Genomic DNA, 22,243 nt, shown 5'->3' on the forward strand with positions numbered 1-22,243 from the left:
GGCATCCCCTCGCTGCGGGTTGCCTCCGGCACGTATCGTGAATGCCCGCGGACCGTACGCAGCCGGAACGGCCCGCCGGGCGAACGGAACCGACCGACCGTAGTGCCGGGGGAGGCAACGTGGACGACTATGCGGGACGGGTTCTCGCCGACCGCTACCGCCTGCCGCTGCCGCCCTCCGACGAGTACGAACTGACCGAGACCCGCGCCTTCGACACCTACAGCGGGCAGGAAGTCCTGGTCAGGCAGGTCCCGTTGCCGGAGGTCGTCGAGGCCGAGGTGCTGGACGCGGAGGGGCTGCCCGACGGTTTCACCGCCCGTGACAGAGGTGCGCGGCGCGGCGGACCCGGGTCCGCGCGCGGAGGCACGCGGCGGCCCGCCGACCCGGTCGTGCGACGCGCCATCGAGGCCGCGCAGGCGGCGGCCGCCATCCCCGACCACCCGCGCCTGGACCAGGTCTTCGACGTGTTCGCGGAGGGCGGTTCGCTGTGGATCGTCAGTGAACTCGTCTCCGCGCGTCCGCTCGCCGCCCTGCTCGCCGAGAAGCCGCTGTCCCCGTACCGGGCGGCCGAGGTGGCCTCCGACGTCCTGACCGCACTGCGGGTGCTGCACTCCCACGGCTGGGTGCACCGCAACATCACCGCGCGCACGGTGCTCGTCTGCGACGACGGCCGGGTGATGCTCACCGGTCTCGCGGTCGGTGCGGCGGAGGAGGCACTGTGCGGGTACGACCCGGTGCCCGCCCCGGACGAGGAGCCGGGGCAGCCGGCGGGGGCCCCTGAAGCTCCGAGGCCGGTGGCGCCCGCGGGCACGTTGGACGCCGGGCGCGGCCCGTCCTGGCCGCCCGGGTTCACCCGCGAGCCCGAACCCGATCCCGATCCCGATGCCGCGCGCCGGGCCGCCATCGAGGCACGGGCCGGCCGGATGTCCGGCGGCGGGGCGGAAACGGCGGGCGGTCTCTCGCCCGTGGCGGCCCCCAAGGCCCTCGACAGCGCGGGCGACGTGCGGGCGGCCCGCGCGGGGGCGATCGCCGCGTACCGGGCGGGCGCCCGTGCCGCCGCCCGGGTGCAGGAGGCCCAGCAGAGCGGCCGTGCCGCCCTGCCCGGCGCCCGGCCCGCCCCCGAGGACTCCGCCCCGCAGCACGGCGGCGGCTCCGCGCAGCCGCCGTACGGCTCCCGGCCGGGAGCCGAGGACGCGGGCACGACGGCCGCCGCGATCCCGCCGGGACAGATAGCCGACCCCTACGGCGTGGGCACCACCGGCCGGTACGGGACCGCGCCCCGTACGGGCGGCGCAGGCGGCGGCGGACGCACCGCCCCGGGAACACCCGAAGCCGCCCCGGCTCCCGCGGCCCTCGAACCGGCGGCCGCCCCCGCCCCGCCCGCCCGCTGGGACGACCTGGTGGCCCACGCCCCCGCACGCCGCGGCCCGACCACCGCGCTGGCCGCCGAGCGGGCGCGGCAGGCGCGCATGGCCGTCGTCGGGCCCGTGACCGAGCGGTGGGCGCCGGAGCAGGCCGGACCCGTGCACGAGAACTGGCAGCTCGCCGCCCCGATCGGCCCCGCCACCGACCTCTGGGCGCTGGGCTCCCTGCTGTTCCGGGCCGTACAAGGGCACGCGCCCTACCCGGAGGAGTCGACGGCCGAGCTGGTGCAGATGGTGTGCGCCGAGCCGCCCGCGTTCGCCGAGGAGTGCGGGCCGCTGCGGCCGGTCGTGGAGTCGCTGCTGCGCCAGGACCCCACCGAGCGCATCGACTTCGAGGAGCTGCGCGGCTGGCTGCGTTCGCTGGTGCGCTCCGCGCCCGAACCCGAGGCGGGTGTGCACGTCATAGCGGCACCGCCCGCCGACGCGAGCAAGCTGCCCGTCATACGGCGCCGGGGCGAGCTGGTCCGCAGGCGCCGCGCCGGGCTCCCCGCGCATCACGGGCGGCACAAGCGGGACACCGGTTCCCCGCGCCGGCTCGGCCGCACCCTGCTCCTGCTGGTGCTGCTCGCCCTGGCGGCGGCGATCGCGTACGCCATGCTGTTTCTGCCGAAGTCCGGTGAGGACGGCCCGGGTTCGGCCGACCGCACCGGAGCCGCCGGTGAGGTGAGCCCCGCGCCGAGCCCACCGGACACCGGGCGGAACCCGTCGAAGCCCGAGGACAGCCCCGAGAGCAGCCCCGAGGAGTCGGCCGCCTCCCCCGAGACGCAGACCACCGGCCCCGAGGCCGCCGACGGCTTCACCCTGGCCGAGGACCCGGAGGGTTTCCGGGTCGCCGTCGCCGAGGGCTGGCAGCGCACCCCGAAGAACGGCAGCGGCCAGGTCGTGTACTCCAAGGGGGACTTCGAGCTCATCGTCGTACCGGGCCGGGACAGCGCGCAGAAGTACGGCGGCGACCCCATGGCCTACCAGCGGGACGACGAGCGCGAGCTGCAGCCCTACCGCGACTCCAGCTGGGCCACCTCCACCGGTCTGAAGACCATCGAGGTGGGCGGGCGGACCATGGCCGAGGGCCAGTTCACCTGGACCGGCGACGGCGGCGAGCTGTACGTCCGCAACCTCGCGGCGCTGATCGACGGCCGCTACCACGTGGTGCAGGTACGCGGACCGGAGGCCGAACGGGACGAGGTGACCCGGCTCTACGAGCAGGCGGCGGCGACCTACCGCTTCACCGGCTGACCCACCGACTCCACGTGGTCACAGGGGTTTTGGTTGCCTGACGCCCCATAAAGCGACAACTGTCACAGTGCGGTCTCCATGGCACCCCCTCGGTTCCCAGGACGCGCCGGGGTACTTACGCTGACCCTGTCAAGACCATTGCGGGGCAACGTGAATCAGATGCAGGGCTCGCTCGTCGCGGGCCGCTACCGGCTCGGTGAATCCATCGGGAGCGGTGGCATGGGCCGGGTGTGGCGCGCCCATGACGAGGTGCTGCACCGGGTCGTCGCCATCAAGGAACTGACCGCGGCGCTCTACGTCTCCGACAGCGAACAGGCCACGCTGCTGGCCCGCACCCGCGCGGAGGCACGGGCCGCCGCGCGGATCAACCACTCCGCCGTCGTCACGGTGCACGACGTGCTGGAGCACGACGGCCGGCCGTGGATCGTGATGGAGCTGGTCGAGGGCCATTCACTGGCCGACGCGGTGAAGGAACGGGAACGCGTCGACCCCCGCGAGGCCGCGCGCATCGGCCTGTGGGTGCTGCGCGCCCTGCGCGCCGCGCACGCCGCCGGCGTACTGCACCGCGACGTCAAGCCCGGCAACGTCCTCCTCGGCGACGACGGCCGGGTCCTGCTCACCGACTTCGGCATCGCGCAGATCGACGGCGACACGGCCATCACCCGCACCGGCGAGGTCGTCGGCTCGGTCGACTACCTCGCACCCGAGCGGGTCCGCGGCCACGATCCCGGCCCCTCCTCCGACCTGTGGGCGCTCGGCGCGACGCTGTACACGGCGGTGGAGGGCAGATCACCGTTCCGCCGCACGTCACCGCTGACCACCATGCAGGCGGTCGTCGAGGAGGAGGCCGACGAGCCGGAGCACGCCGGCCCGCTCGGGCCCGTCATCAGCGCACTCCTGCGCAAGGATCCGGCCACCCGGCCCGACGCGGACAGGACCGAGCAGCTGCTCGCCGAGGCCGCCGAGGGACGCCGGCCGCAGGCCGCCCAGGAGTACGTGCCGACCCGGGCGGTCGACGCCCCTGTCCCCCTGCCGTACGAGACCGGGCCCGAGGGGGTCCCGCAGTACCCGCACGGCGGCCCCGCGACCGCCCGGCAGCCGTATCCGCAGGGCGGCCCCGCGACCGCCCAGCCGTCGTACCCGCACGGCGGCCCCGCGACCGCCCAGCCGTCGTACCCGCACGGCGGCCCCACGGCCGCCCAGCAGCCGTACACGCCGTCCGCCGCGCCCCGCAGGCGGGTGCGCGGGCGGGTGATCGCCCTGGTCGTCGTCCTGGCGGCGGTCATCGGCGGGGGCACCGCGGTGATGCTCCAGCAGCAGGACCGGGGCAGCACCACGGCCGACCCCTCCCCGGGTCCGACGCCCAGCCCCACGAAGACGGGGAAGGCCGGGTCGCGGGGGAACCTCCCGGAGGGCTGGGTGCGCCGCAGCGACCCCTGGGGCTTCAGCATCGCCCTGCCCGGCGAGGACTGGGAGCGCGAGGTCTTCGACGAGGAGACCCGGCAGGTCGACTACACGCCCGACGGCGGCAAGCACTTCATCCGCATCGCCATGGACGACGCGTCCGACTTCGACGACCCGTACGAGCACCTGAGCGACCTGGACCGGCAGATAGGGCAGCGCCTGGTCGCCTACCAGCGGATCGGTCTGGACCGCCGCGTCTACCGGGACCGCGAGAGCGCCCGGCTGGAGTACACCTGGACCGCCCTGGCCAAGGACACCGCCTTCCCGGGGCCGCGCCGGGCGGTCGACCAGATGTACTTCTCACGGGACGGCGTCGAGTACGCGATCTACATGTCCGGGCCGGCCGAGGACTGGGCCACGACCAGCGGGCAGTTCGAGACGGTGCTGAAGGGGTGGCGCGAGCCCTGACCCCGGGGCGGGCGCCGAGGCGCGCCGCTTGGCCGAATCGCCGTACCGGAGGGCAGACATCCGGTGGGGCATGATGGGCCCATGGGGACCGACGGGGACGCCGAGAACGCGACCGCCAGGACCAACGGACGTGTCATAGCGGGCCGTTACCGTTTGGAGGCGAGGCTCGGACGCGGTGGCATGGGTGTGGTGTGGCGGGCCACCGACCAACTGCTCGGACGGGGTGTCGCCGTCAAGGAGCTCCCCCTCGACGAGACGCTCTCCGCGGCGGACGCCCGGCGGCAGCGGGACCGCACCCTGCGCGAGGCGCGTGCCCTGGCCCAGTTGAGCCACCCGCACATCATCGTCGTCCACGACGTCGTCGTGGACGACGAGCGCCCGTACATCGTCCTGGAGCTGATCGACGGGCCGTCCCTCGCCGACCGGATCGCCGAGCAGGGCCCGGTCGACGCAGCGGAGGCCGCGCGCATCGGTGTCGACCTGCTCGGGGCGTTACGGGCCGCGCACACGGCGGGCGTCCTGCACCGCGACCTCAAGCCCGCCAACGTCCTGCTGGAGAACGGCACCGACCGGGTCGTCCTCACCGACTTCGGCATCGCCCGGGTGTCGGGCGCCACCACGCTCACCGAGACCGGCTCCTTCGTCGGCTCGCCCGAGTACACCGCCCCCGAGCGGATGTCCGGCGCCAGGACGGGACCGGAGTCCGACCTGTGGTCGCTGGGCGCGCTGCTGTGCACGGCGCTCAGCGGCGAGTCGCCGTTCCGGCGGGACTCCCTCGGCGGGGTGCTGCACGCGGTCGTGGTCGACGAGATACGGCCGCCCATCGAGGCAGAACCGATTCTTCCCGTGGTGCGCGGCCTGCTGGAGCGCGACCCCGACCGCCGGCTGGACGCGGACCGGGCCGAACGGATGCTGCGGGCGTTCCGGGAGACGGGCCGTACGCCGGAGTCGGCACCCCCCGGACTGCTGCCCCCGCACCGGGACGCGCCGCGCCGGCGGCCCCCGGTGCGGCGGGAGGAGACGGGCGGGGGACCCGGGGCGCGTCCGGTCCGGCGGCAGCCCACGAGGGGCGTGCTCGTCGCGGCCCTGGCCGTCGCCGCCATGGCGGGAGCGGGGGTGTCAGCGGCGGCGCTGCTCCTGCAGGACCGGGACGGCGACGGGGGCGGTACACCGGCGAGCACGGCGCCGGAGACCCCCGCGAGCCCATCACCCACCGCGACCCCGACGCCCTCTCCCTCATCTCCGGCGGCCGATTCCCCGATCCGGCCGCACACCCCCGCAAACGGGAGATAAGTCCCCACGCGGGTCACGGGTCTGTGACCGGTCGGCATCCGCGGTGGATGCGTGAGGGCTCGGCGCGATAGTGATGAACCATGAGCAGTAACGGGGGAGCCCGCCACGGGGCCGACGAGCCAACCAGTTTCGGTCTGCAACCGCCGAACCCGAACCCGCCCGCGTCCGTGCCGCACCCCGGCAACCCGTACGCGGCACCGACCCAGGTGGTCCCACCGCGGCCGCAGCCGGAGAGCGACCCCGGCGCCGGACGGCTGATCGCCGGCCGTTACCGGCTGCTCGCCAGGCTCGGGCACGGCGGCATGGGCACGGTGTGGCGGGCCAAGGACGAGACCGTGGACCGCGAGGTCGCCGTCAAGGAGCCCCGCGTCCCGGACCACCTCCCCGAGGGGGAACGCTCCAACGCCTCCGAGCGGATGCGCCGCGAGGCCCGCGCCGCCGCCCGGCTCGACCACCCCGCGGTGGTCGACGTCCACGACGTCGCGGTGGTCGACGGCCGGCCGTGGATCGTGATGGAACTGGTCCAGGGCCGTTCGCTGGGCGCCGTGCTGCAGGAGGAGGGCACCCTCTCCGCGCGCGAGGCGGCCCGGGTCGGCCTGGAGGTGCTCGGCGCGCTGGAGGCCGCCCACGCGGCGGGCATCCTGCACCGGGACGTCAAACCGGACAACGTCCTGCTCGGCCGGTACGACCGGGTCGTCCTCACCGACTTCGGCATCGCGCAGATCGAGGGCGAGACCAACCTGACCGACACCGGCGGCTTCGTCGGTTCGCCCGAGTACATCGCCCCGGAACGGGTGCTGGGCCAGCGCCCCGGCCCCGCCTCCGACCTGTGGTCGCTCGGCGTGGTGCTGTACGCGGCGACGGAGGGCGTCTCGCCGTTCCGCCGCAGCAACACCCCCGCCACCCTCCAGTCCGTCCTCAACGCCACGCCGGCGCCGCCCGCCTCCGCGCAGGGCCCGCTGGCCGAGATCATCACCGCGCTGCTGCAGAAGGACCCGGCGCGCCGCCCCGACGCCGCCCGGGTCCGTGCCGCGCTGGAGGCCGCCGCGAACCCGCCCGCGCCGCAGCCCACCCAGGTGGTCCGGTTCACCGAGGGCGGCAAGGGCGTCCGCATCGGCCGCAGGACGCTGACGGCGCTGGGCGCGGCGGTCGTCGCGGCGGCGGTGGCCGCCTGCCTGCTGATCGCCGACCCGTTCGCGGGACCGCTGCCGGACGGCTGGAAGCGGCACGACCTCGGGGACCGGGTGGGCGCCTCCGTCGCGGTGCCGGAGGGCTTCGTGAAGGACGAGCAGCCCGACGACTCGGACGGGACGGTCGCCTCCTTCACCGACCCCAGCGGGCTGGTGCGGGTCGAGATCGACCGCGACATCAAGGCCGAGGACAAGGACGGCGAGATCGGGGCCTCGGCCTCGGAAGAGGCGTTCGCGCACTGGGAGGAGCTGAAGGACGGCGAGTACGGCTGGGGCATCGCCGACACCCCGGCCCCGAAGGGCAAGCCGCGCGAGACCACGTACAAGGACCACGAGGCGGCCACGAACACCATCGTCTACACGACGACCACCACTCCGGCGCTGGTGCACGAGGTGCGGGTCATGTACTACCGGAGCAAGGGCGGCGACATGTACCGGCTGTGGATCGTGTACCCGGGCAAGGGCCACTTCACCGAGGACGGCCGGGAGATCGCCCGTACCGTCATCGACTCCTGGGACGTCCACAAGCTCTGAACCGCGGCAGGTCCGTCAACGCCCTGATCAGGGGCTTCGCCGCCAGCGTTCACTGGCGGCATGTGAGCGGTCGGTGAATCCGTTACCGACGGGTACACAAAGTGTTCCCCCGGGCATACCCTGCGGCTCATGACGGACGCGCAGACCCGGGAAACGACCGGCACCAACCCCCTCGCCCCCGCGCCGGCGGGTGCCCGCACCGCCGCCGACGTGGTCACGCCGGAACTGGTCGCCCAGCTCACCAAGGGCGTGGCCGGCTCCGGCCGGACCGCCAGCCACACGCCGTTCACCGGCGAGAAGCTGGCCGACCTGCCCGAGTCGACGCCCGAGGACGTGGCGAAGGCCTTCGAAGCGGCCCGCGCCGCCCAGGCCGTCTGGGCGCGGATCCCGGTACGGGAGCGCGCCGCCGTCCTGCTCCGCTTCCACGACCTGGTGCTGGCCCGCCAGGCCGAGGTGCTCGACCTGATCCAGCTGGAGACCGGCAAGGCCCGGCTGCACGCCCACGAGGAGGTGCAGGCCGTCGCCGTCGCCGCCCGCCACTACGGCCGCCGCGCCGCCGCCTACCTGCGGCCCAAGCGGCACGCGGGCGCCGTACCGGCCCTCACCAAGGTCACCGAACTGCGCCACCCGCGCGGTGTCGTCGGCCAGATCGCCCCCTGGAACTACCCCCTCGAACTCTCCGTCGGCGACGCCCTCCCGGCGTTCGCCGCGGGCAACGCGGTCGTCATGAAGCCCGACACGGAGACCTGCCTCACCGCCCTGTGGGCCCGTGACCTGCTGATCGAGGCCGGACTGCCCGCCGACGTCTTCCAGGTCGTCCTCGGCGAGGGCCCGGTCGTCGGCCCCGAGGTCGTCCGGCACGCCGACTACGTCTCCTTCACCGGCTCCACCCGCACCGGCCGCGAGGTCGCCCAGGGCGCCGCCGCCCGCCTGGTCGGCGTCTCCCTCGAACTGGGCGGCAAGAACGCCATGCTGGTCCTGGAGGACGCCGACCTCGACAAGGCCGCCGCGGGCGCCGTCCGCGCCTGCTTCTCCTCCGCCGGCCAGCTGTGCATCTCCGTCGAGCGGCTCTACGTCCACGCGTCGGTCGCCGACGCCTTCCTGGAGCGCTTCACCGCCCGCACCAAGGCGCTCCGCCTCGGCACCTCCCTCGCCTACGGCGCCGACATGGGCTCGCTGGTCGGACAGCGCCAGCTCGACGCCGTCACCCGGCACGTCGACGACGCCGTCGCCAAGGGCGCCAAGGTGCTCGCGGGCGGCACGGCCCGCCCGGACATCGGCCCCTACTTCTACGAGCCGACCGTCCTCGACGGCGTCGAGGCCCCCATGAGCGTCTGCTCCGAGGAGACCTTCGGCCCGGTCGTCTCGGTCTACCGCTTCACCTCCGACGACGAGGTGGTCGAACGCGCCAACTCCACCCCGTACGGCCTGAACTCCTCCGTCTGGACCAGGAACGCCCGGCGCGGCCGCGCGGTCGCCGCGCGCCTGCGCACCGGCACGGTCAACATCAACGAGGGGTACGCCTCCGCGTACGGCAGCGTCCAGTCGCCGATGGGCGGCATGAAGGACTCCGGCCTCGGCCGCCGCCACGGCTCCGAGGGCATCCTCAAGTACACCGAGGCCCAGACGATCGCCCACCAGCGCCTCCTCCCGATGGCCCCCTCGCTGGGCATGGACGACGAGAAGTACGCGGCCTTCATGAGCCGCAGCCTGCGCCTCATGAAGACACTCCGGTTCAGGTGAGATGCCCAAAGGGGGCGCGGGGAACTGCGCGACCAGCCACACACGACCCGCACGCGAACTCAAAGGGGAGCCCTCCGTGCCTCAAGACGCTTACGACTACGACGTCCTCGTCGTGGGTTCCGGCTTCGGCGGCTCCGTGACCGCCCTCCGCCTGACGGAGAAGGGCTACACCGTCGGCGTCCTGGAAGCCGGCCGCCGCTTCACCCGCGACACCCTGCCGAGGAACTCCTGGGACCTGAGGAACTACCTCTGGGCGCCGAGGCTCGGCATGTACGGCATCCAGCGCATCCATCTGCTGGGCAACGTCATGGTGTTGGCCGGCGCGGGCGTCGGCGGCGGCTCGCTCAACTACGCCAACACCCTCTACGTACCGCCGGAGCCGTTCTTCGAGGACCCGCAGTGGGGGCACATCACCGACTGGCGGGAGGAACTGGCCCCGTACTACGACCAGGCGAAGCGCATGCTCGGCGTACGGCTCAACCCGACGATGACCCCGTCGGACGTGCACCTGAAGGCGGCGGCCGAGCGGATGGGCGTGGGCGACACCTTCCACATGGCCCCGGTCGGCGTCTTCTTCGGCGACGGCGAGGACGCCGACGGGAAGGCGCGGGCGAAGCCGGGGCAGGAGGTGCCCGACCCGTACTTCGGCGGGGCGGGGCCGTCGCGGCGGGCCTGTGCCGAGTGCGGCGAGTGCATGACCGGCTGCCGGCACGGCGCGAAGAACACCCTCAACGAGAACTACCTCCACCTCGCCGAGAAGGCGGGCGCGGTCGTGCACCCCATGACGACGGCCGTGTCGGTCACGGAGGACTCGCGGGGCGGGTTCGCCGTCGCCACGCTGCCGACCGACGACCGCCGCAAGGGCGAGGGCCGCACCTTCCGCGCCCGCCGGGTCGTCCTGGCCGCCGGCACCTACGGCACCCAGACCCTGCTGCACCGCATGAAGGCGGGCGGCCAGCTGCCGTACCTCTCGGACCGGCTGGGCGAGCTGACCCGTACCAACTCCGAGGCCCTCGTCGGCGCGCAGACCGACGACCGCCGCTACCGCAGGGCCACCGGCGCGCCGAAGGCCGACTTCACCCGCGGCGTGGCCATCACGTCGTCGGTCCACCCCGACGCGAACACCCACATCGAGCCGGTCCGCTACGGCCGCGGCTCCAACTCGATGGGCGGGCTGTCCATCCTCCAGGTCCCGTACGCCGGCGGCGGCTCGGGCGCCGCCCGGGTGCTCGGCTGGCTGGGCAACGTGGCGAAGCACCCCTGGCTGCTGCTGCGTTCGCTGTCCAACCGGCGCTGGTCGGAGCGGACCATCATCGGGCTGGTGATGCAGTCGCTGGACAACTCCCTGACGACGTACCTCAAGCCGTCCGGGGCCGGCCGCGGGCTGCTCACCGCCCGGCAGGGCCACGGCGCCCCCAACCCCAAGCAGATCAAGGCGGCCACGGACGGCGCGTCGGCGCTGGCGGCCGAGATCAACGGCTTCGCGGGCTCCAACGTCGGCGAGCTGACGGGGATGCCGCTGACCGCCCACTTCCTGGGCGGCTGCCCGATCGGCGCCTCCCGCGAGACCGGTGTGATCGACCCGTACCACCGCCTCTACGGCCACCCCGGCATCTCGGTCGTGGACGGGGCGGCGGTCTCGGCGAACCTGGGGGTCAACCCCTCCCTGACCATCACGGCGCAGGCCGAGCGGGCGATGTCGTACTGGCCCAACAAGGGCGAGGCCGATCCGCGCCCCGCGCAGGGGGAGCCTTACCGGCGTCTGGAGCCGGTCGAGCCGAAGTCCCCGGCGGTCCCGGCGGAGGCGTTCGGCGCGCTGCGGCTGCCGTTCCTGGGGATGCCGGCGGTGCCGCCGAAGCGGAACTGAGGCCACCGGGGAAACGGCCGAGGAAAGGGGAGAACGGCCAAGGAAAAAGGACCTGTGCCCCCCTCCGAGCTCAGGTCCTTCTCCCTTGTCCGTGTGGTCCGTGAGGATCTCAGTGAGTGTGATCAACAGGGCGTACGGATGGTTGTCCTGCTCCGCGGGGGATTTTTGTGTGATCTGGATCACAGGTGATGAGTGATCATCGCTGGCGTACGCTCGGCCGCCTACGACCGCCATCGAGAGAGAGTCCGCGACCCCGTGGCCGAGCAGCCGTCCGAAGAGAACAGACCGGAGTCCTCGTCCCTCCCCGACGACGTCTGGGCGAAGTTCGTCCAGGACAGTGAGCGCGACATCCGTGCCTCCGCCCCCAAGGAACCGTCGGCGCGGGCGCGCATGGTGACCGAGCGGCTGCGGGCCATGGACGAGGCGCAGGCGCGAGCGGCCGCGGGCGGCAAGCGCCGCACGGGCAGGAAACGGAAGACGGCGCCGCCCGCCCCGCCCGAGGGGTGGCGTACGGGCCCGCCCCTGCAGGTCCTGGAGCGTCGCTCGTCGCGCCGGCGCCGGGTCTGGAGCGCGGTCGGGATCGTGGTGGCCGCGGCGCTGGCCGTGGTCGCCGTCAATCCGTCCGCCGCGCTGTCCTGGCTGCCCGGCGGCCTCGGTGAGGACGAGGCGGGGGCGGCCGACGCCACTCCGCTCGCCCCCGAGACCGGCCGCCCCGGCACCGCGCCTCCCGACGCCCCCGACGGCCTCCCCACCCGGGAGAAGCCGTTCGCCGGGTCCCCGGCCGCCCGGTGGGAGGCGGGAGCGGACGCCATCCGGCTGCCCGAGGCGAAGGCCGTGGGCGGGGTGCCCGCCGACCGGATCAGGGCCGCGCTGAAGGGGACGAAGGAGTTCCTGGTCGCCGCCAACCTCGACCCCGCCGTGCTGAGGGGCGAGCGGCCGACGAAGGCACTGGAGCTGGTGGACCCGGCGGAGAAGGAGTACCTCGCCGATCTGCGCGACGCCCTGCGCGAACCCACGGAGAAGAACGACCCGGTGTGGACGTTCACCCGGTTCGACCCCGCGGAGGTCGAACTCGTGGGCGAGGTGCGGGTGCGGGGCCGTATGACGGTCGAGGCCGTGAAGGGAACCACCGGGCGGGCCCTGGTCAAGGCCGACTACACCTTCGTGTACCCGATGGCCCGCGTCGGCGGCGGTGACGAGGTGAGCAGGGCCATCGTCCGCCGGACGATCGAGGTGGACGCCGTGGACCCCGCCAGGTTCCAGGCTGCCGAGGGGCGCATCTGGATCACCGACGTCAACGGCGAGATATCCAACGACGACTGCCGGGACGGCGACGGGGTCATCCGGCCGCAGTTCCTCGACGACCGGCGGGGACGCCCCGAACCGACCGGACCGGCCCGCGACCCGTACGACCGCAGCAAGGACCTGAAGCCGGCCGGCGGCGAGGCGGGCTGCGGGGTCGTGACCCGCACCTGAGGCGTACGGAGGGTTTCCACCGGCCGGCCCCGGGCGTCCCCGGGACCGGCCGTTCTCTGGGGTGACCGGGCCGCTGTCCCCTGCCGTCCGGTCACGTCCCCGGAGCGAGGTCCCACGACGCGCGGCACGATCCGCACGTCTCATCGCCCCGGCGAGTCACGCGTGGTACTGCTCGGGTCCGCCCCTGGCCGACGCGGACACCGGTACCAACGAAGCGGTGCCGGTACCGGTCACGCGCCGTACGGGTGAGAAGCGCGCGGACGTCCGTACCACGCACGCGAAGGTCAGATCCTGCCGCGGCACAGCTCCAGCAGGGTCATCGCGAGCGCGGTGCCCGGCTTGCCCAGGGCGTCCCGGTAGTGGGCGAGGACCTCCATCTCGCGGGAGAGGTTCACCCGCCGCCCGCCGGAGGCGATCCGCTCCTTCTGGATGACGGCCGACACGGCCATCCGTTCCTGCACCAGACCGATGATCCGGTCGTCGAGCGCGTCGATCCGCTCGCGGGCGCCGGTGATCAGCTCGGCGGCCTCGGTGGTGCGGGCGCCGGTCTTCTCGGTCGACTCCGTCGTGGTGGTGGTCATGCCGGGGCTCCTCGTGGGTGGGTGCGGGGCCCCGGAGCGACAGGGTCCGGAGGGAAACGCCAGGCGCCCCGGACCTTGTCGGCCCGGGGCGCCTGGGAAGTCGCTTGTCAGTTGCTCAAGCAGCACGACCATGGCAGCCGGCGGGCCGGTCGCCATAGGTAAAGAGGAAGGTCGGGTGCGTGAGCATGGGGCAAGTATGCCCGGCCGGCCGCAGCCGTCCAACACGGGCCGCATGGTGAGACGGGGCCCGGTTCCGGCGGCGGGACCGGGCCCGCCGCCGTCTCGGTAGAATTGGGAGGCACAAGACCCCCGCCCCACCGCCGGAAGGCACCTCGTGTCATCAGCGTCTCCCGCTGCCAACGCGCCCGACACCGTCCTGGTCGTCGACTTCGGCGCGCAGTACGCCCAGCTCATCGCCCGTCGCGTCCGCGAGGCGCGGGTCTACAGCGAGATCGTGCCGAGCACCATGCCGGTCGAGGAGATCCTCGCCAAGAACCCCGCGGCGATCATCCTGTCCGGCGGCCCCTCGTCCGTGTACGAGGAGGGCGCCCCGAGTCTCGACCGCGAGATCTTCGAGGCCGGCGTTCCCGTCTTCGGCATGTGCTACGGCTTCCAGCTCATGGCCCAGAGCCTGGGCGGCCAGGTGGACAACACCGGCGCCCGCGAGTACGGCCGCACCGACCTGCACGTCGCCAAGAACTCCTCCACCCTCTTCGAGGGCACCCCGGACGAGCAGGACGTCTGGATGTCGCACGGCGACGCCTGCTCCGCCGCCCCCGAGGGCTTCACCGTCACCGCCTCGACGGACATCGTCCCGGTCGCCGCGTTCGAGAACGACGACAAGAAGCTCTACGGCGTCCAGTACCACCCCGAGGTGATGCACTCCACGCACGGGCAGCAGGTGCTGGAGCACTTCCTGTACCGGGGCGCGGGCCTCACCCCGGACTGGACCACCGGCAACGTCATCGACGAGCAGGTCGACGCCATCCGCGAGCTGGTCGGCGACAAGCGCGCCATCTGCGGCCTGTCCGGCGGCGTGGACTCCGCGGTCGCCGCGGCGCTCGTCCAGAAGGCCATCGGCTCCCAGCTGACCTGCGTGTACGTCGACCACGGCCTGATGCGCAAGGGCGAGACCGAGCAGGTCGAGAAGGACTTCGTCGCCGCGACCGGCGTCCAGCTCAAGGTCGTGGACGCGCAGGAGCGGTTCCTCACGGCTCTGAAGGGCGTCTCCGACCCCGAGGAGAAGCGGAAGATCATCGGCCGGGAGTTCATCCGGGTCTTCGAGCAGGCCCAGGCCGAGATCATCGCGGACGAGGGCCCGGCGGTGGAGTTCCTGGTCCAGGGCACCCTCTACCCGGACGTCGTCGAGTCCGGCGGCGGCACCGGCACCGCCAACATCAAGTCCCACCACAACGTGGGCGGCCTGCCCGAGGACCTCGAGTTCAAGCTGATCGAGCCGCTGCGCAAGCTGTTCAAGGACGAGGTCCGGATGGTCGGCCAGGAGCTCGGCCTGCCCGAGGAGATCGTCCAGCGCCAGCCGTTCCCCGGCCCGGGGCTCGGCATCCGCATCGTCGGCGAGGTCACCAAGGAGCGGCTCGACCTGCTCCGCGAGGCCGACGCCATCGCCCGCGAGGAGCTGACCGCGGCCGGACTCGACCGGGACATCTGGCAGTGCCCGGTCGTCCTGCTCGCGGACGTGCGCTCGGTGGGCGTCCAGGGCGACGGCCGCACCTACGGTCACCCGATCGTGCTGCGCCCCGTCTCCAGCGAGGACGCCATGACCGCCGACTGGTCCCGGCTGCCGTACGACGTCCTCGCGAAGATCTCGACCCGGATCACCAACGAGGTGCGGGACGTCAACCGCGTCGTCCTCGACGTGACCTCCAAGCCGCCGGGCACCATCGAGTGGGAGTGACCTTTCCGGGTCCTCAGGTCCGTTTGAGGGTGCGCACCGGCTCTCCGGGCTTCCAGACCTGGACGACGAGGTACTTCTCGTCCTCCACGTAGGTCCTCACGACCTCCGTCAGCTCGGTGCGGAAGAGGTGGAACGGCTCCGGCGGTTCCACCTCTTCGGCGTACCGGCGCCGGGTCTCCGTGTCGTCGTCGGCGATCTCGACCGCCCGTCCGCCGATACGGACGTCGCCGCCGCCCATGCCCGTGCCGTCGCCCGGGTTCGCCTGGAGCGCGAAGCGCGGATCGCGGCGCAGATCGAGCGCCTTGAGCGAGTCCGGCATCATGCCGAACCACAGCTCCCCGTTCAGGAAGCGGACCTCCAGACCGGTGGTACGCGGTGAGCCGTCCTTGCGCAGGGTCGCGAGGACGTGGTGGGTGTAGGCGGCGAAGCGCTCCTCCACGGTCTTCGCGAACTCGGGTTCGGCGGCGTCGAAGGCCGCCCAGTTCGTGTGCATGGGCCGAGTGTGACGGAGATACCGGACATCTTGTGTCGGGTATCCGGGGCTGCCGGGTGCCTGGTGTCACCGGGTGTCCGGTGCCACGGAACGGATGGGCTGGACGGAGCTGCCGAGCCGGGCGGGGCTGTCGAATGGGACGGCATGTCAACCCGGCGTCCTGAAGTTCACTCGTCCTGACCGGTCCCGCCGGATGGGAAGGGGGCGGGGTAGGGCACAATTCGCTTTCGTCGCAGGGGACTTGTGTCGTGGTTGTGTGACGGCTTCGACGGCTTCGATGGTGGGGAAGGCGGGCTTCGGGCGTGGCGGTGCAGGAGGCGAGGCGGGGCGGTCCCGACATGGGCGCTCATGAGGGGGGCTGCACCTGCGGGGACTGTCCGCACGGCGTGCGTGAGGGGCATCGGCGGGCGGTCGCCGCGTTCCTGCTGAAGCGGGACGAGTTCGCGGCCGGACACGGGGTGCCGGCCGCGGTGGCCCACTCCGCCTCCGCCTCCCGGCAGTGGGTGTCGGAGGAACTGACGCAGGCCGCGGAGATCGTCGCCGAACGGGGGCGGGCCGAGGGCGCGGCGTGGCTGGTGCGGCTGTGGCGGCGGACCGCGGGTGTGGTGTGGGCGGGCGTCGTGCTGCTGCTCCTGGGGCAGGCGCTCACGGCGATCGGCGCGGGGTGGACCACCGCGCGCACCGCCGGGCTGCTGGCCGCGCTGGTGATGGCCGGGGCGCTGACCGCCGCGTCGTGGTTCCACCGGGCACGCGGGGGTGCGCTGGCACCGGTGATCGGGGAGGACAACCGGCTCTCCACGTCCCGTGCGGTGGCCGCGTGCTGGGTGCTGTTCCTGGCGTTCACGGTGCTCGTTCTGGCGGGGCGGCTCGCGGCCGCCTCCGGGAACAGGGAGCGGGACGCGCTGATCGACGGGCTGGAACTCGCCCGCGGTGCCGGTGTGGTGACCGTGCTGGCCGTGGTGTGCGGGATCGCCGTGCTGGTGCGGCGGGTGGTCGGACTGCGGGTGCTGGGACAGCGGCTGCAGAAGGTGCGCGCCTACCGGCCCAGGGCGGCGGACCTGCTGACCGACGACTCGGGGCGGGGGAGCTTCGCCGACATCCAGTACGTCGTGATCAGCGGCGTCGCCCTGGTGTTCGCGGCGGTGCGGCTGGCCCGGCGGCCGGACCAGCTGCCGGACCTGCCGTGGGGGCTCGCGGTAGTGGTGCTGGTGTCGGCGGCGACGTATCTCGCGGGGAAGTACGCGGAGGGCGGCCGTCCGGTGATCCTTTCGGTGGTGCGGGCCCGCGAGGTCGGTGATCTGGACGCGCCGATCCGGACCGGGGACGACATCGAGATCCGGGGGGCCGGGTTCGTGCCGGTGGGCGCCCAGGGGGCGGACCGGCTGTCCCGGATGGTGGTCCGGGTCGGACCGGTGAACGTTCATGTACCGCTGGTCCCGGTGACGGGCGGCTTCGACAACCCCACGGACACCCTGCTGACCGTCCCGGTCCCGGTAGAGGTCGAGCCGGGACGGGTGGAGGTCCAGGTCATCACGGCAGCGGGCGTGGAAACCAACCGCTACGCGATCGACGTGACGGACTAGGCGAACACGCGTTCCCGCGTTCCCCGTTCCGCGGGCAGTCGTGCCTCCCCCAGTGCCTTAAGGGCCTGGGAGGTACCCCCAGGGCGATGGGGTCCCCCCGCTCGAGCGGAGTCGAGAGTGGGGGAGGGTGGGCTGGGGGTACCCCCTCTGGGGGAGGCACCTCGCAAGCGCCGGGCTGCGCGAACGCCCCCGGCCCGCACCAGCGCGCGGCACCCCCAAGCACCGCACTCCGAAGGAAAACCCCGCCCCCAGGGTTGAGCCGCCCTCATGTGTCGTACGTATGGTCTGTCAAAAAGTGCCGGCACGGCAGTGAGAGGCGGCGGACAGTGATGACTCACGTTATGCGTACGGACACGCACTCCCCACACTCCGGCGGCGACGGGGACTGGCGGGACACCGCCACCCGCTACGCCCTCGTCCCCCTGCGCCTCTTCCTCGGAATCACCTTCCTCTACGCCGGCCTCGACAAACTCACGGACAGCGCGTTCATGAAGGACTCCGGCGCCGGCTCGATCGGCGACATGATGCGCGGCGTCCGCGACTCCTCCGCCGTCCCCGCCCTGGTCGACATGGCGCTGGAGAGCCCGGTCGCCTTCGGTTACGCCATCGCCCTCGGAGAGCTGGCCGTCGGCATCGGCGCCCTGCTCGGCCTGCTCACCCGCGTCGCCGCCCTCGGCGGAGCGTTGATCTCCCTCAGCCTGTGGCTGACCGTGAGCTGGGCCGCCGATCCGTACTACTACGGCAATGACCTCCCGTATCTGATGGCCTGGACCCCGCTGGTGCTGGCGGGCGCTCCGCTGCTGTCCGTGGACGCCGCTTTTCGCGCACGACGACGGCAGCGGACGGGCGAGTACAGGTGACGCAGGAGCGCTCAGGGCGCCGCCCGGCCCCGCCGACGGCGGACCAGGCCGGTCACCGTGCCCACCGCGCCGGCCAGGCAGAGCCCGCCGGTGACCACGGGGATCACCGCGAACCACGGGGTGTCCCAGAGGCCGCCCGCGTCCCCCGCGTAGATCACCGCGGCGAGGATGAGGAAGAGACCGGCGATCAGCCTGCCCGGCCGGAACTCATGATGCGGCACGGCTCACCTCCGCCTGCCCCGCGCCGACCTGGAGCTCGAGGTCGAGCGTGCCCGCCTCCCCGGCGCCGGCCGGCGGCTTCAGGGTGACCTCCTTGTGTTTGCCCGGTGCCACGTCCACGTCCTTCTGCTTGTCGCCCGGCAACTGAATGTCGCCCACCCCCACGTCGATGCTCAGCCGCACCGTCACGTCCCTGGGCACGATCACGTGGATGCGGCCCAGCCCGACGTCCGCCCGCGTCGAGACGGTGCGGTCGTCGGGGATACGTATCGCGGACAGGTCCAGTTCGCCCTCGCCGGCGCCCAGGTCGTAGGTCGGGCGCAGTTGCGCGACCGAGGTGGGCTCCCAGGTCGTCTGCTTCCAGTCGGTGCCGATGTCCTTGGGCAGGGCGGCCGAGCCGGCGAGCAGGCCCGCCGTGAGGACGGCCAGGACGATCGACCCGGCCCCGGTGCGGCCGATGAACGCGCTGACCGCGATGCCGAGGCCGATGACGGCGAGTGCGCAGGCGAGGCCGGTCTGCAGACTGGTGCCCAGGGGATGCGACTCCCAGGTCAGCCCGCTGCCGAGGCCGCACGCGACCAGGGCGAGCAGGAATGTCCGGCCGCCGATTCCGCCCCGGGGACCGCGTGGGTGCGACGGCCGGTGGGGCGGTGCGTACGCCTTCTCGCGGGCGCCGGCGGGAGTGCCGAGGCCGATGGTGACGGCGGCGTCGATGTCCCGGTCGCGGGCGTCCGGGGGGCCCCACAGATAGCCCGTGCCTCCGACGTGGGTGCCGTCCTTGACGATGGGGTCACGCCACCACGACGGGAAGGCGGAGGGGGCCGGCGGGGCCTGGGGCTCCGGCGGGGCGTCGGCCGCGGCCTGGGCGGCGATGTGGTCGGGGCTGGGCGCGCCGCGCCGCCGTGACCAGTACCCGGCGCCGGCGAGCAGCAGGGACAGTATGACGGCGAAGCTCAGCACCCCGTCGTTGCTCAGCATGGTGAGGAAGACGCCGCAGCCGACCAGCGCGAACAGCACGGCCGTCAGGGTGTGGCCGCTGACCCGGCCGGTCAGCAGCCGGCGGATCTCGTTCTCCTCCTCGTCCTCGTACGGGACGAAGAGCCAGGCGAAGCCGTAGAAGATGAGGCCGATGCCGCCGGTGGCGGACAGGACCGCAAGCGTGATCCGGAAGATCACCGGGTCCATGTCGCACTGCCGGCCGAGCCCCGCGCACACCCCGCCGAGCAGCTGGTGCCGGCGGTCGCGCCGGAAGGGCCCGCTCTCGTCGGCCGGCTCCGGTGGCGCCGCGGTCGCTCCTCCCGGGCCCGAGACGGGTCCCGGACCCGTCGTGGCGTGCTGGTGATCGGTCATGGGTCCATGGTGACGGGCGAGCCGCCGCGGCGGCAGTCGGTACGACCCTGGCCGGACCCTGATATCGGTCCCCGAGGGGGACCGGGGGAGCGTTCGACGGGCCCGGCCCGCGGAGATCAGGGGAGTCTCCGGGGCCGACCCTGATGCTCCGCCACTCCGGGCGTGTGACCATCAATGGCATGTCGGAAGCCGCAGCAGCGCCCGTAGTCGAGCCGCGGCCGCCGCGCAAGCTCTACCGCAGCAGTGACGGACGCTGGCTCGGTGGTGTGGCGCGGGGGCTCGCCGGACACCTCGGGCTGCCCGTGATCTGGGTACGTCTCGTCTTCGTCGGCCTGTTCATGGCTGACGGGCTCGGCGCGCTGCTGTACGCCGCGTTCTGGTTCTTCGTACCGCTGGGCGTCGGCGGTGTGGACGCGCAGAAGCCGCCCTCGCTGGTGACGACGGAGACCTCGCCGGACGGCCGGCGCAGACTCGTCACCCGGAAACCGGACAAGGGGCAGATCGTCGCCCTGCTCCTCATGGTCGTGGTGGCCATGATCTTCGTGGGCAATGTGGACCTGACCAACGGGACCAGGGCCTACCTCTGGCCGACCGTGCTGGTCGGCGCGGGCGTCGCCCTGGTCTGGCGGCAGGCGGACAACGCCCGTCGGGCCCGCTGGATGGAGGTCGGCCGCCGCCGGCGCACGGTCACGCTGCTGCGGGCCGGGGCCGGAGTGCTCCTGGTGACGGCGGGCGCCTCGGGCATCTTCGTCCTGCGGGGCTCCGGCAGCCACCTCGGCTCGGTGCTCCAGGCGGCCCTCGCGGTCCTCGTCGGCGTCACCCTCCTCGCCGGCCCCTACCTCGTACGCATGACCCAGGACCTCTCCGAGGAGCGCCTGATGCGCATCCGCGCGCAGGAACGCGCGGAGGTCGCCGCCCACGTCCACGACTCGGTGCTGCACACCCTCACCCTGATCCAGCGCAACGCGGACAACGCGGGCGAGGTGCGCCGTCTGGCCCGGGCCCAGGAGCGCGACCTGCGCGCCTGGCTCTACAAGCCGGAGGGCACCGGCAAGGACGAGGACGACGAACCCGCCACCCTCGCCGAGGCGGTGAAGCGCAACGCCGCCGAGGTGGAGGACAAGCACGGCGTCCCCCTCGAGGTGGTGGTCGTCGGCGACTGCCCGCTCGACGAGAGAATCGGCGCACAAATGCAGGCCGCGCGCGAAGCGATGGTCAACGCCGCCAAGTACGGTGGCGAGGGAGGCGCGGTGCAGGTCTACGCCGAAGTCGAGGGGAAGAAGGTCTTCGTGTCCGTCAGGGACCGCGGCCCCGGCTTCGACCTGGACTCGATACCCGCCGACCGCATGGGCGTCAGAGAATCGATCATCGGCCGCATGGAGCGCAACGGAGGCACGGCGCGACTGCGCGCGGTGCCGGACGGCGGCACGGAGGTCGAGTTGGAGATGGAGAGGGCGGGGAAGACGTCATGAGCGAGCCGACCGAGGCGAACGGAACGACGGGACCGGCACAGGGCGCCGCGTCCGCGGAGTCGGCCGGCGGCAGCGCCGGGCGTCATGTGCGGGTGGTCCTCGTCGACGACCACCGCATGTTCCGCACGGGCGTCCAGGCGGAGATAGGGCAGACCGCGCAGACGGGTGTCGAGGTGGTCGGCGAGGCCGCCGACGTCGACCAGGCGGTCACGGTCATCACCGCGACCCGGCCCGAGGTGGTCCTGCTCGACGTGCACCTGCCCGGTGGCGGCGGCGTCGAGGTGCTGCGCCGCTGCGCCCCGTTGATGAGTGATGCCGAGCAGCCGGTCCGCTTCCTCGCCCTGTCCGTGTCGGACGCGGCGGAGGACGTGATCGGGGTGATCCGCGGCGGTGCGCGCGGCTACGTGACCAAGACGATCACCGGGACCGACCTGGTCGACTCGATCTTCCGGGTCCAGGAGGGGGACGCCGTCTTCTCCCCCCGCCTGGCCGGCTTCGTCCTGGACGCCTTCGCCTCGACCGACGCCCCGCCGGTCGACGAGGACCTCGACCGCCTCACCCAGCGCGAGCGGGAGGTCCTGCGGCTGATCGCCCGCGGGTACGCCTACAAGGAGATCGCCAAGCAGCTCTTCATCTCGGTGAAGACGGTCGAGTCCCACGTCTCGGCGGTCCTGCGCAAACTCCAGCTCTCCAACCGCCACGAACTGACCCGCTGGGCGACGGCACGGCGGCTGGTCTGACCGTCCGGTAGGCACGCCTACGATCACATCGATACGCTGTGGCCGATGGGAGGAGGGCCGCATGCTGCTGCGTTTCCGTACGGCGAACGTACGGTCACTGCGTGATGAGCAGGAGCTGTCCTTCGTCGTTCCGCCCGGTGAGGAGTCCGACGCGGCGCGTACCGTCCGGCTGTCCGACGGCAAGCAGTTGGCGGTCTACCCGGTCGTCGGGGTCTTCGGCGCCAACGCCTCGGGGAAGTCCAACGTCATCACGGCGTTGAAGAAGATGCGCGGCACGGTCCTGGACTCCTACGGGTTGTCAATCCCCTCGCAGCGTGGAGACGATCTATGCGGCCAGTCCCTCGGCGAGGGTGGCTCGGTACTCGCGTTCGTAGTCGATCGGGCTCTTGAAGCCG

At 73.0% G+C, this 22,243-nt stretch carries 17 protein-coding genes; 13 read left to right on the top strand and 4 right to left on the bottom strand.

The window, feature by feature from the left end; translation table 11 throughout:
• Window positions 1-119 precede the first annotated feature (119 nt).
• The 7 genes from IH50_RS0114415 (at window position 120) to IH50_RS0114445 (ending at window position 12,635) form a co-directional block, all read left to right on the top strand.
• Window positions 120-2,660 (top strand): protein kinase domain-containing protein, encoded by a 2,541-nt coding sequence (locus IH50_RS0114415; protein ID WP_030861157.1) that lies wholly within the window; start codon window positions 120-122, stop codon window positions 2,658-2,660.
• A 159-nt stretch (window positions 2,661-2,819) separates the two neighbouring features.
• Window positions 2,820-4,532 (top strand): serine/threonine-protein kinase, encoded by a 1,713-nt coding sequence (locus tag IH50_RS0114420; protein ID WP_030861159.1) that lies wholly within the window; start codon window positions 2,820-2,822, stop codon window positions 4,530-4,532.
• Between the two features lie 81 nt (window positions 4,533-4,613).
• Window positions 4,614-5,825 (top strand): serine/threonine-protein kinase, encoded by a 1,212-nt coding sequence (locus tag IH50_RS0114425; protein ID WP_051767300.1) that lies wholly within the window; start codon window positions 4,614-4,616, stop codon window positions 5,823-5,825.
• A gap of 80 nt (window positions 5,826-5,905) precedes the next feature.
• Window positions 5,906-7,549 (top strand): serine/threonine-protein kinase, encoded by a 1,644-nt coding sequence (locus IH50_RS0114430; protein WP_030861163.1) that lies wholly within the window; start codon window positions 5,906-5,908, stop codon window positions 7,547-7,549.
• 129 nt (window positions 7,550-7,678) lie between these two features.
• Window positions 7,679-9,292 carry a succinic semialdehyde dehydrogenase gene (locus IH50_RS0114435; protein WP_030861165.1) on the top strand — a complete coding sequence of 538 codons (1,614 nt, stop codon included), beginning with the start codon at window positions 7,679-7,681 and terminating at the stop codon, window positions 9,290-9,292.
• Window positions 9,293-9,368: 76 nt separating this feature from the next.
• The gene (locus IH50_RS0114440; protein WP_030861167.1) at window positions 9,369-11,159 is read left to right on the top strand and encodes a GMC family oxidoreductase; all 1,791 of its coding nucleotides are present in this window, start codon (window positions 9,369-9,371) and stop codon (window positions 11,157-11,159) included.
• A gap of 255 nt (window positions 11,160-11,414) precedes the next feature.
• A complete protein-coding gene (locus IH50_RS0114445) occupies window positions 11,415-12,635 on the top strand; it encodes a hypothetical protein (protein ID WP_030861169.1) in 1,221 nt (406 codons plus the stop codon).
• A gap of 284 nt (window positions 12,636-12,919) precedes the next feature.
• Here IH50_RS0114445 and IH50_RS0114450 read toward each other — a convergent pair whose 3' ends face one another.
• Window positions 12,920-13,216, bottom strand: a complete 297-nt coding sequence (locus tag IH50_RS0114450) for a chorismate mutase (RefSeq protein WP_030861172.1) — start codon at window positions 13,214-13,216, stop codon at window positions 12,920-12,922.
• A gap of 334 nt (window positions 13,217-13,550) precedes the next feature.
• Here IH50_RS0114450 and guaA point away from each other — a divergent pair, with 334 nt between their 5' ends.
• A complete protein-coding gene (gene guaA / locus IH50_RS0114455; RefSeq protein ID WP_030861174.1) occupies window positions 13,551-15,131 on the top strand; it encodes a glutamine-hydrolyzing GMP synthase in 1,581 nt (526 codons plus the stop codon).
• A 13-nt stretch (window positions 15,132-15,144) separates the two neighbouring features.
• Here the strand turns inward: guaA and IH50_RS0114460 are convergent, their stop codons facing one another.
• Window positions 15,145-15,624 carry a pyridoxamine 5'-phosphate oxidase family protein gene (locus tag IH50_RS0114460; RefSeq protein WP_030861176.1) on the bottom strand — a complete coding sequence of 160 codons (480 nt, stop codon included), beginning with the start codon at window positions 15,622-15,624 and terminating at the stop codon, window positions 15,145-15,147.
• Between the two features lie 302 nt (window positions 15,625-15,926).
• Here IH50_RS0114460 and IH50_RS0114465 point away from each other — a divergent pair, with 302 nt between their 5' ends.
• Window positions 15,927-17,207, top strand: a complete 1,281-nt coding sequence (locus IH50_RS0114465) for a hypothetical protein (RefSeq protein WP_030861178.1) — start codon at window positions 15,927-15,929, stop codon at window positions 17,205-17,207.
• 329 nt (window positions 17,208-17,536) lie between these two features.
• The gene (locus IH50_RS0114470; protein WP_199822084.1) at window positions 17,537-18,067 is read left to right on the top strand and encodes a DoxX family protein; all 531 of its coding nucleotides are present in this window, start codon (window positions 17,537-17,539) and stop codon (window positions 18,065-18,067) included.
• Window positions 18,068-18,078: 11 nt separating this feature from the next.
• Here the strand turns inward: IH50_RS0114470 and IH50_RS0114475 are convergent, their stop codons facing one another.
• Both IH50_RS0114475 and IH50_RS0114480 read right to left on the bottom strand, forming a co-directional pair.
• Entirely contained in the window at window positions 18,079-18,288 is a 210-nt protein-coding gene (locus IH50_RS0114475; RefSeq protein ID WP_030861182.1) for a hypothetical protein, read from the bottom strand.
• On the bottom strand, window positions 18,275-19,636 hold the full coding sequence (locus IH50_RS0114480; RefSeq protein WP_030861184.1) for a PspC domain-containing protein: 1,362 nt from the start codon (window positions 19,634-19,636) through the stop codon (window positions 18,275-18,277). Before IH50_RS0114480 ends, IH50_RS0114475 begins: the two co-directional genes overlap by 14 nt.
• A 179-nt stretch (window positions 19,637-19,815) precedes the next feature.
• On the opposite strand from IH50_RS0114480, the gene IH50_RS0114485 reads away from it, so the two are divergent.
• From IH50_RS0114485 to IH50_RS0114495, 3 genes are all read left to right on the top strand, one after another.
• Window positions 19,816-21,108 carry an ATP-binding protein gene (locus IH50_RS0114485; protein WP_030861186.1) on the top strand — a complete coding sequence of 431 codons (1,293 nt, stop codon included), beginning with the start codon at window positions 19,816-19,818 and terminating at the stop codon, window positions 21,106-21,108.
• A complete protein-coding gene (locus IH50_RS0114490) occupies window positions 21,105-21,848 on the top strand; it encodes a LuxR C-terminal-related transcriptional regulator (RefSeq protein ID WP_030861188.1) in 744 nt (247 codons plus the stop codon). Before IH50_RS0114485 ends, IH50_RS0114490 begins: the two co-directional genes overlap by 4 nt.
• Window positions 21,849-21,909: 61 nt before the next feature.
• On the top strand, window positions 21,910-22,243 hold a 334-nt coding region (locus IH50_RS0114495), incomplete at its 3' end, for a hypothetical protein (RefSeq protein ID WP_030861189.1).

It is taken from the genome of Streptomyces sp. NRRL S-37, from assembly GCF_000721605.1.
Classification (GTDB): Bacteria; Actinomycetota; Actinomycetes; order Streptomycetales; family Streptomycetaceae; genus Streptomyces.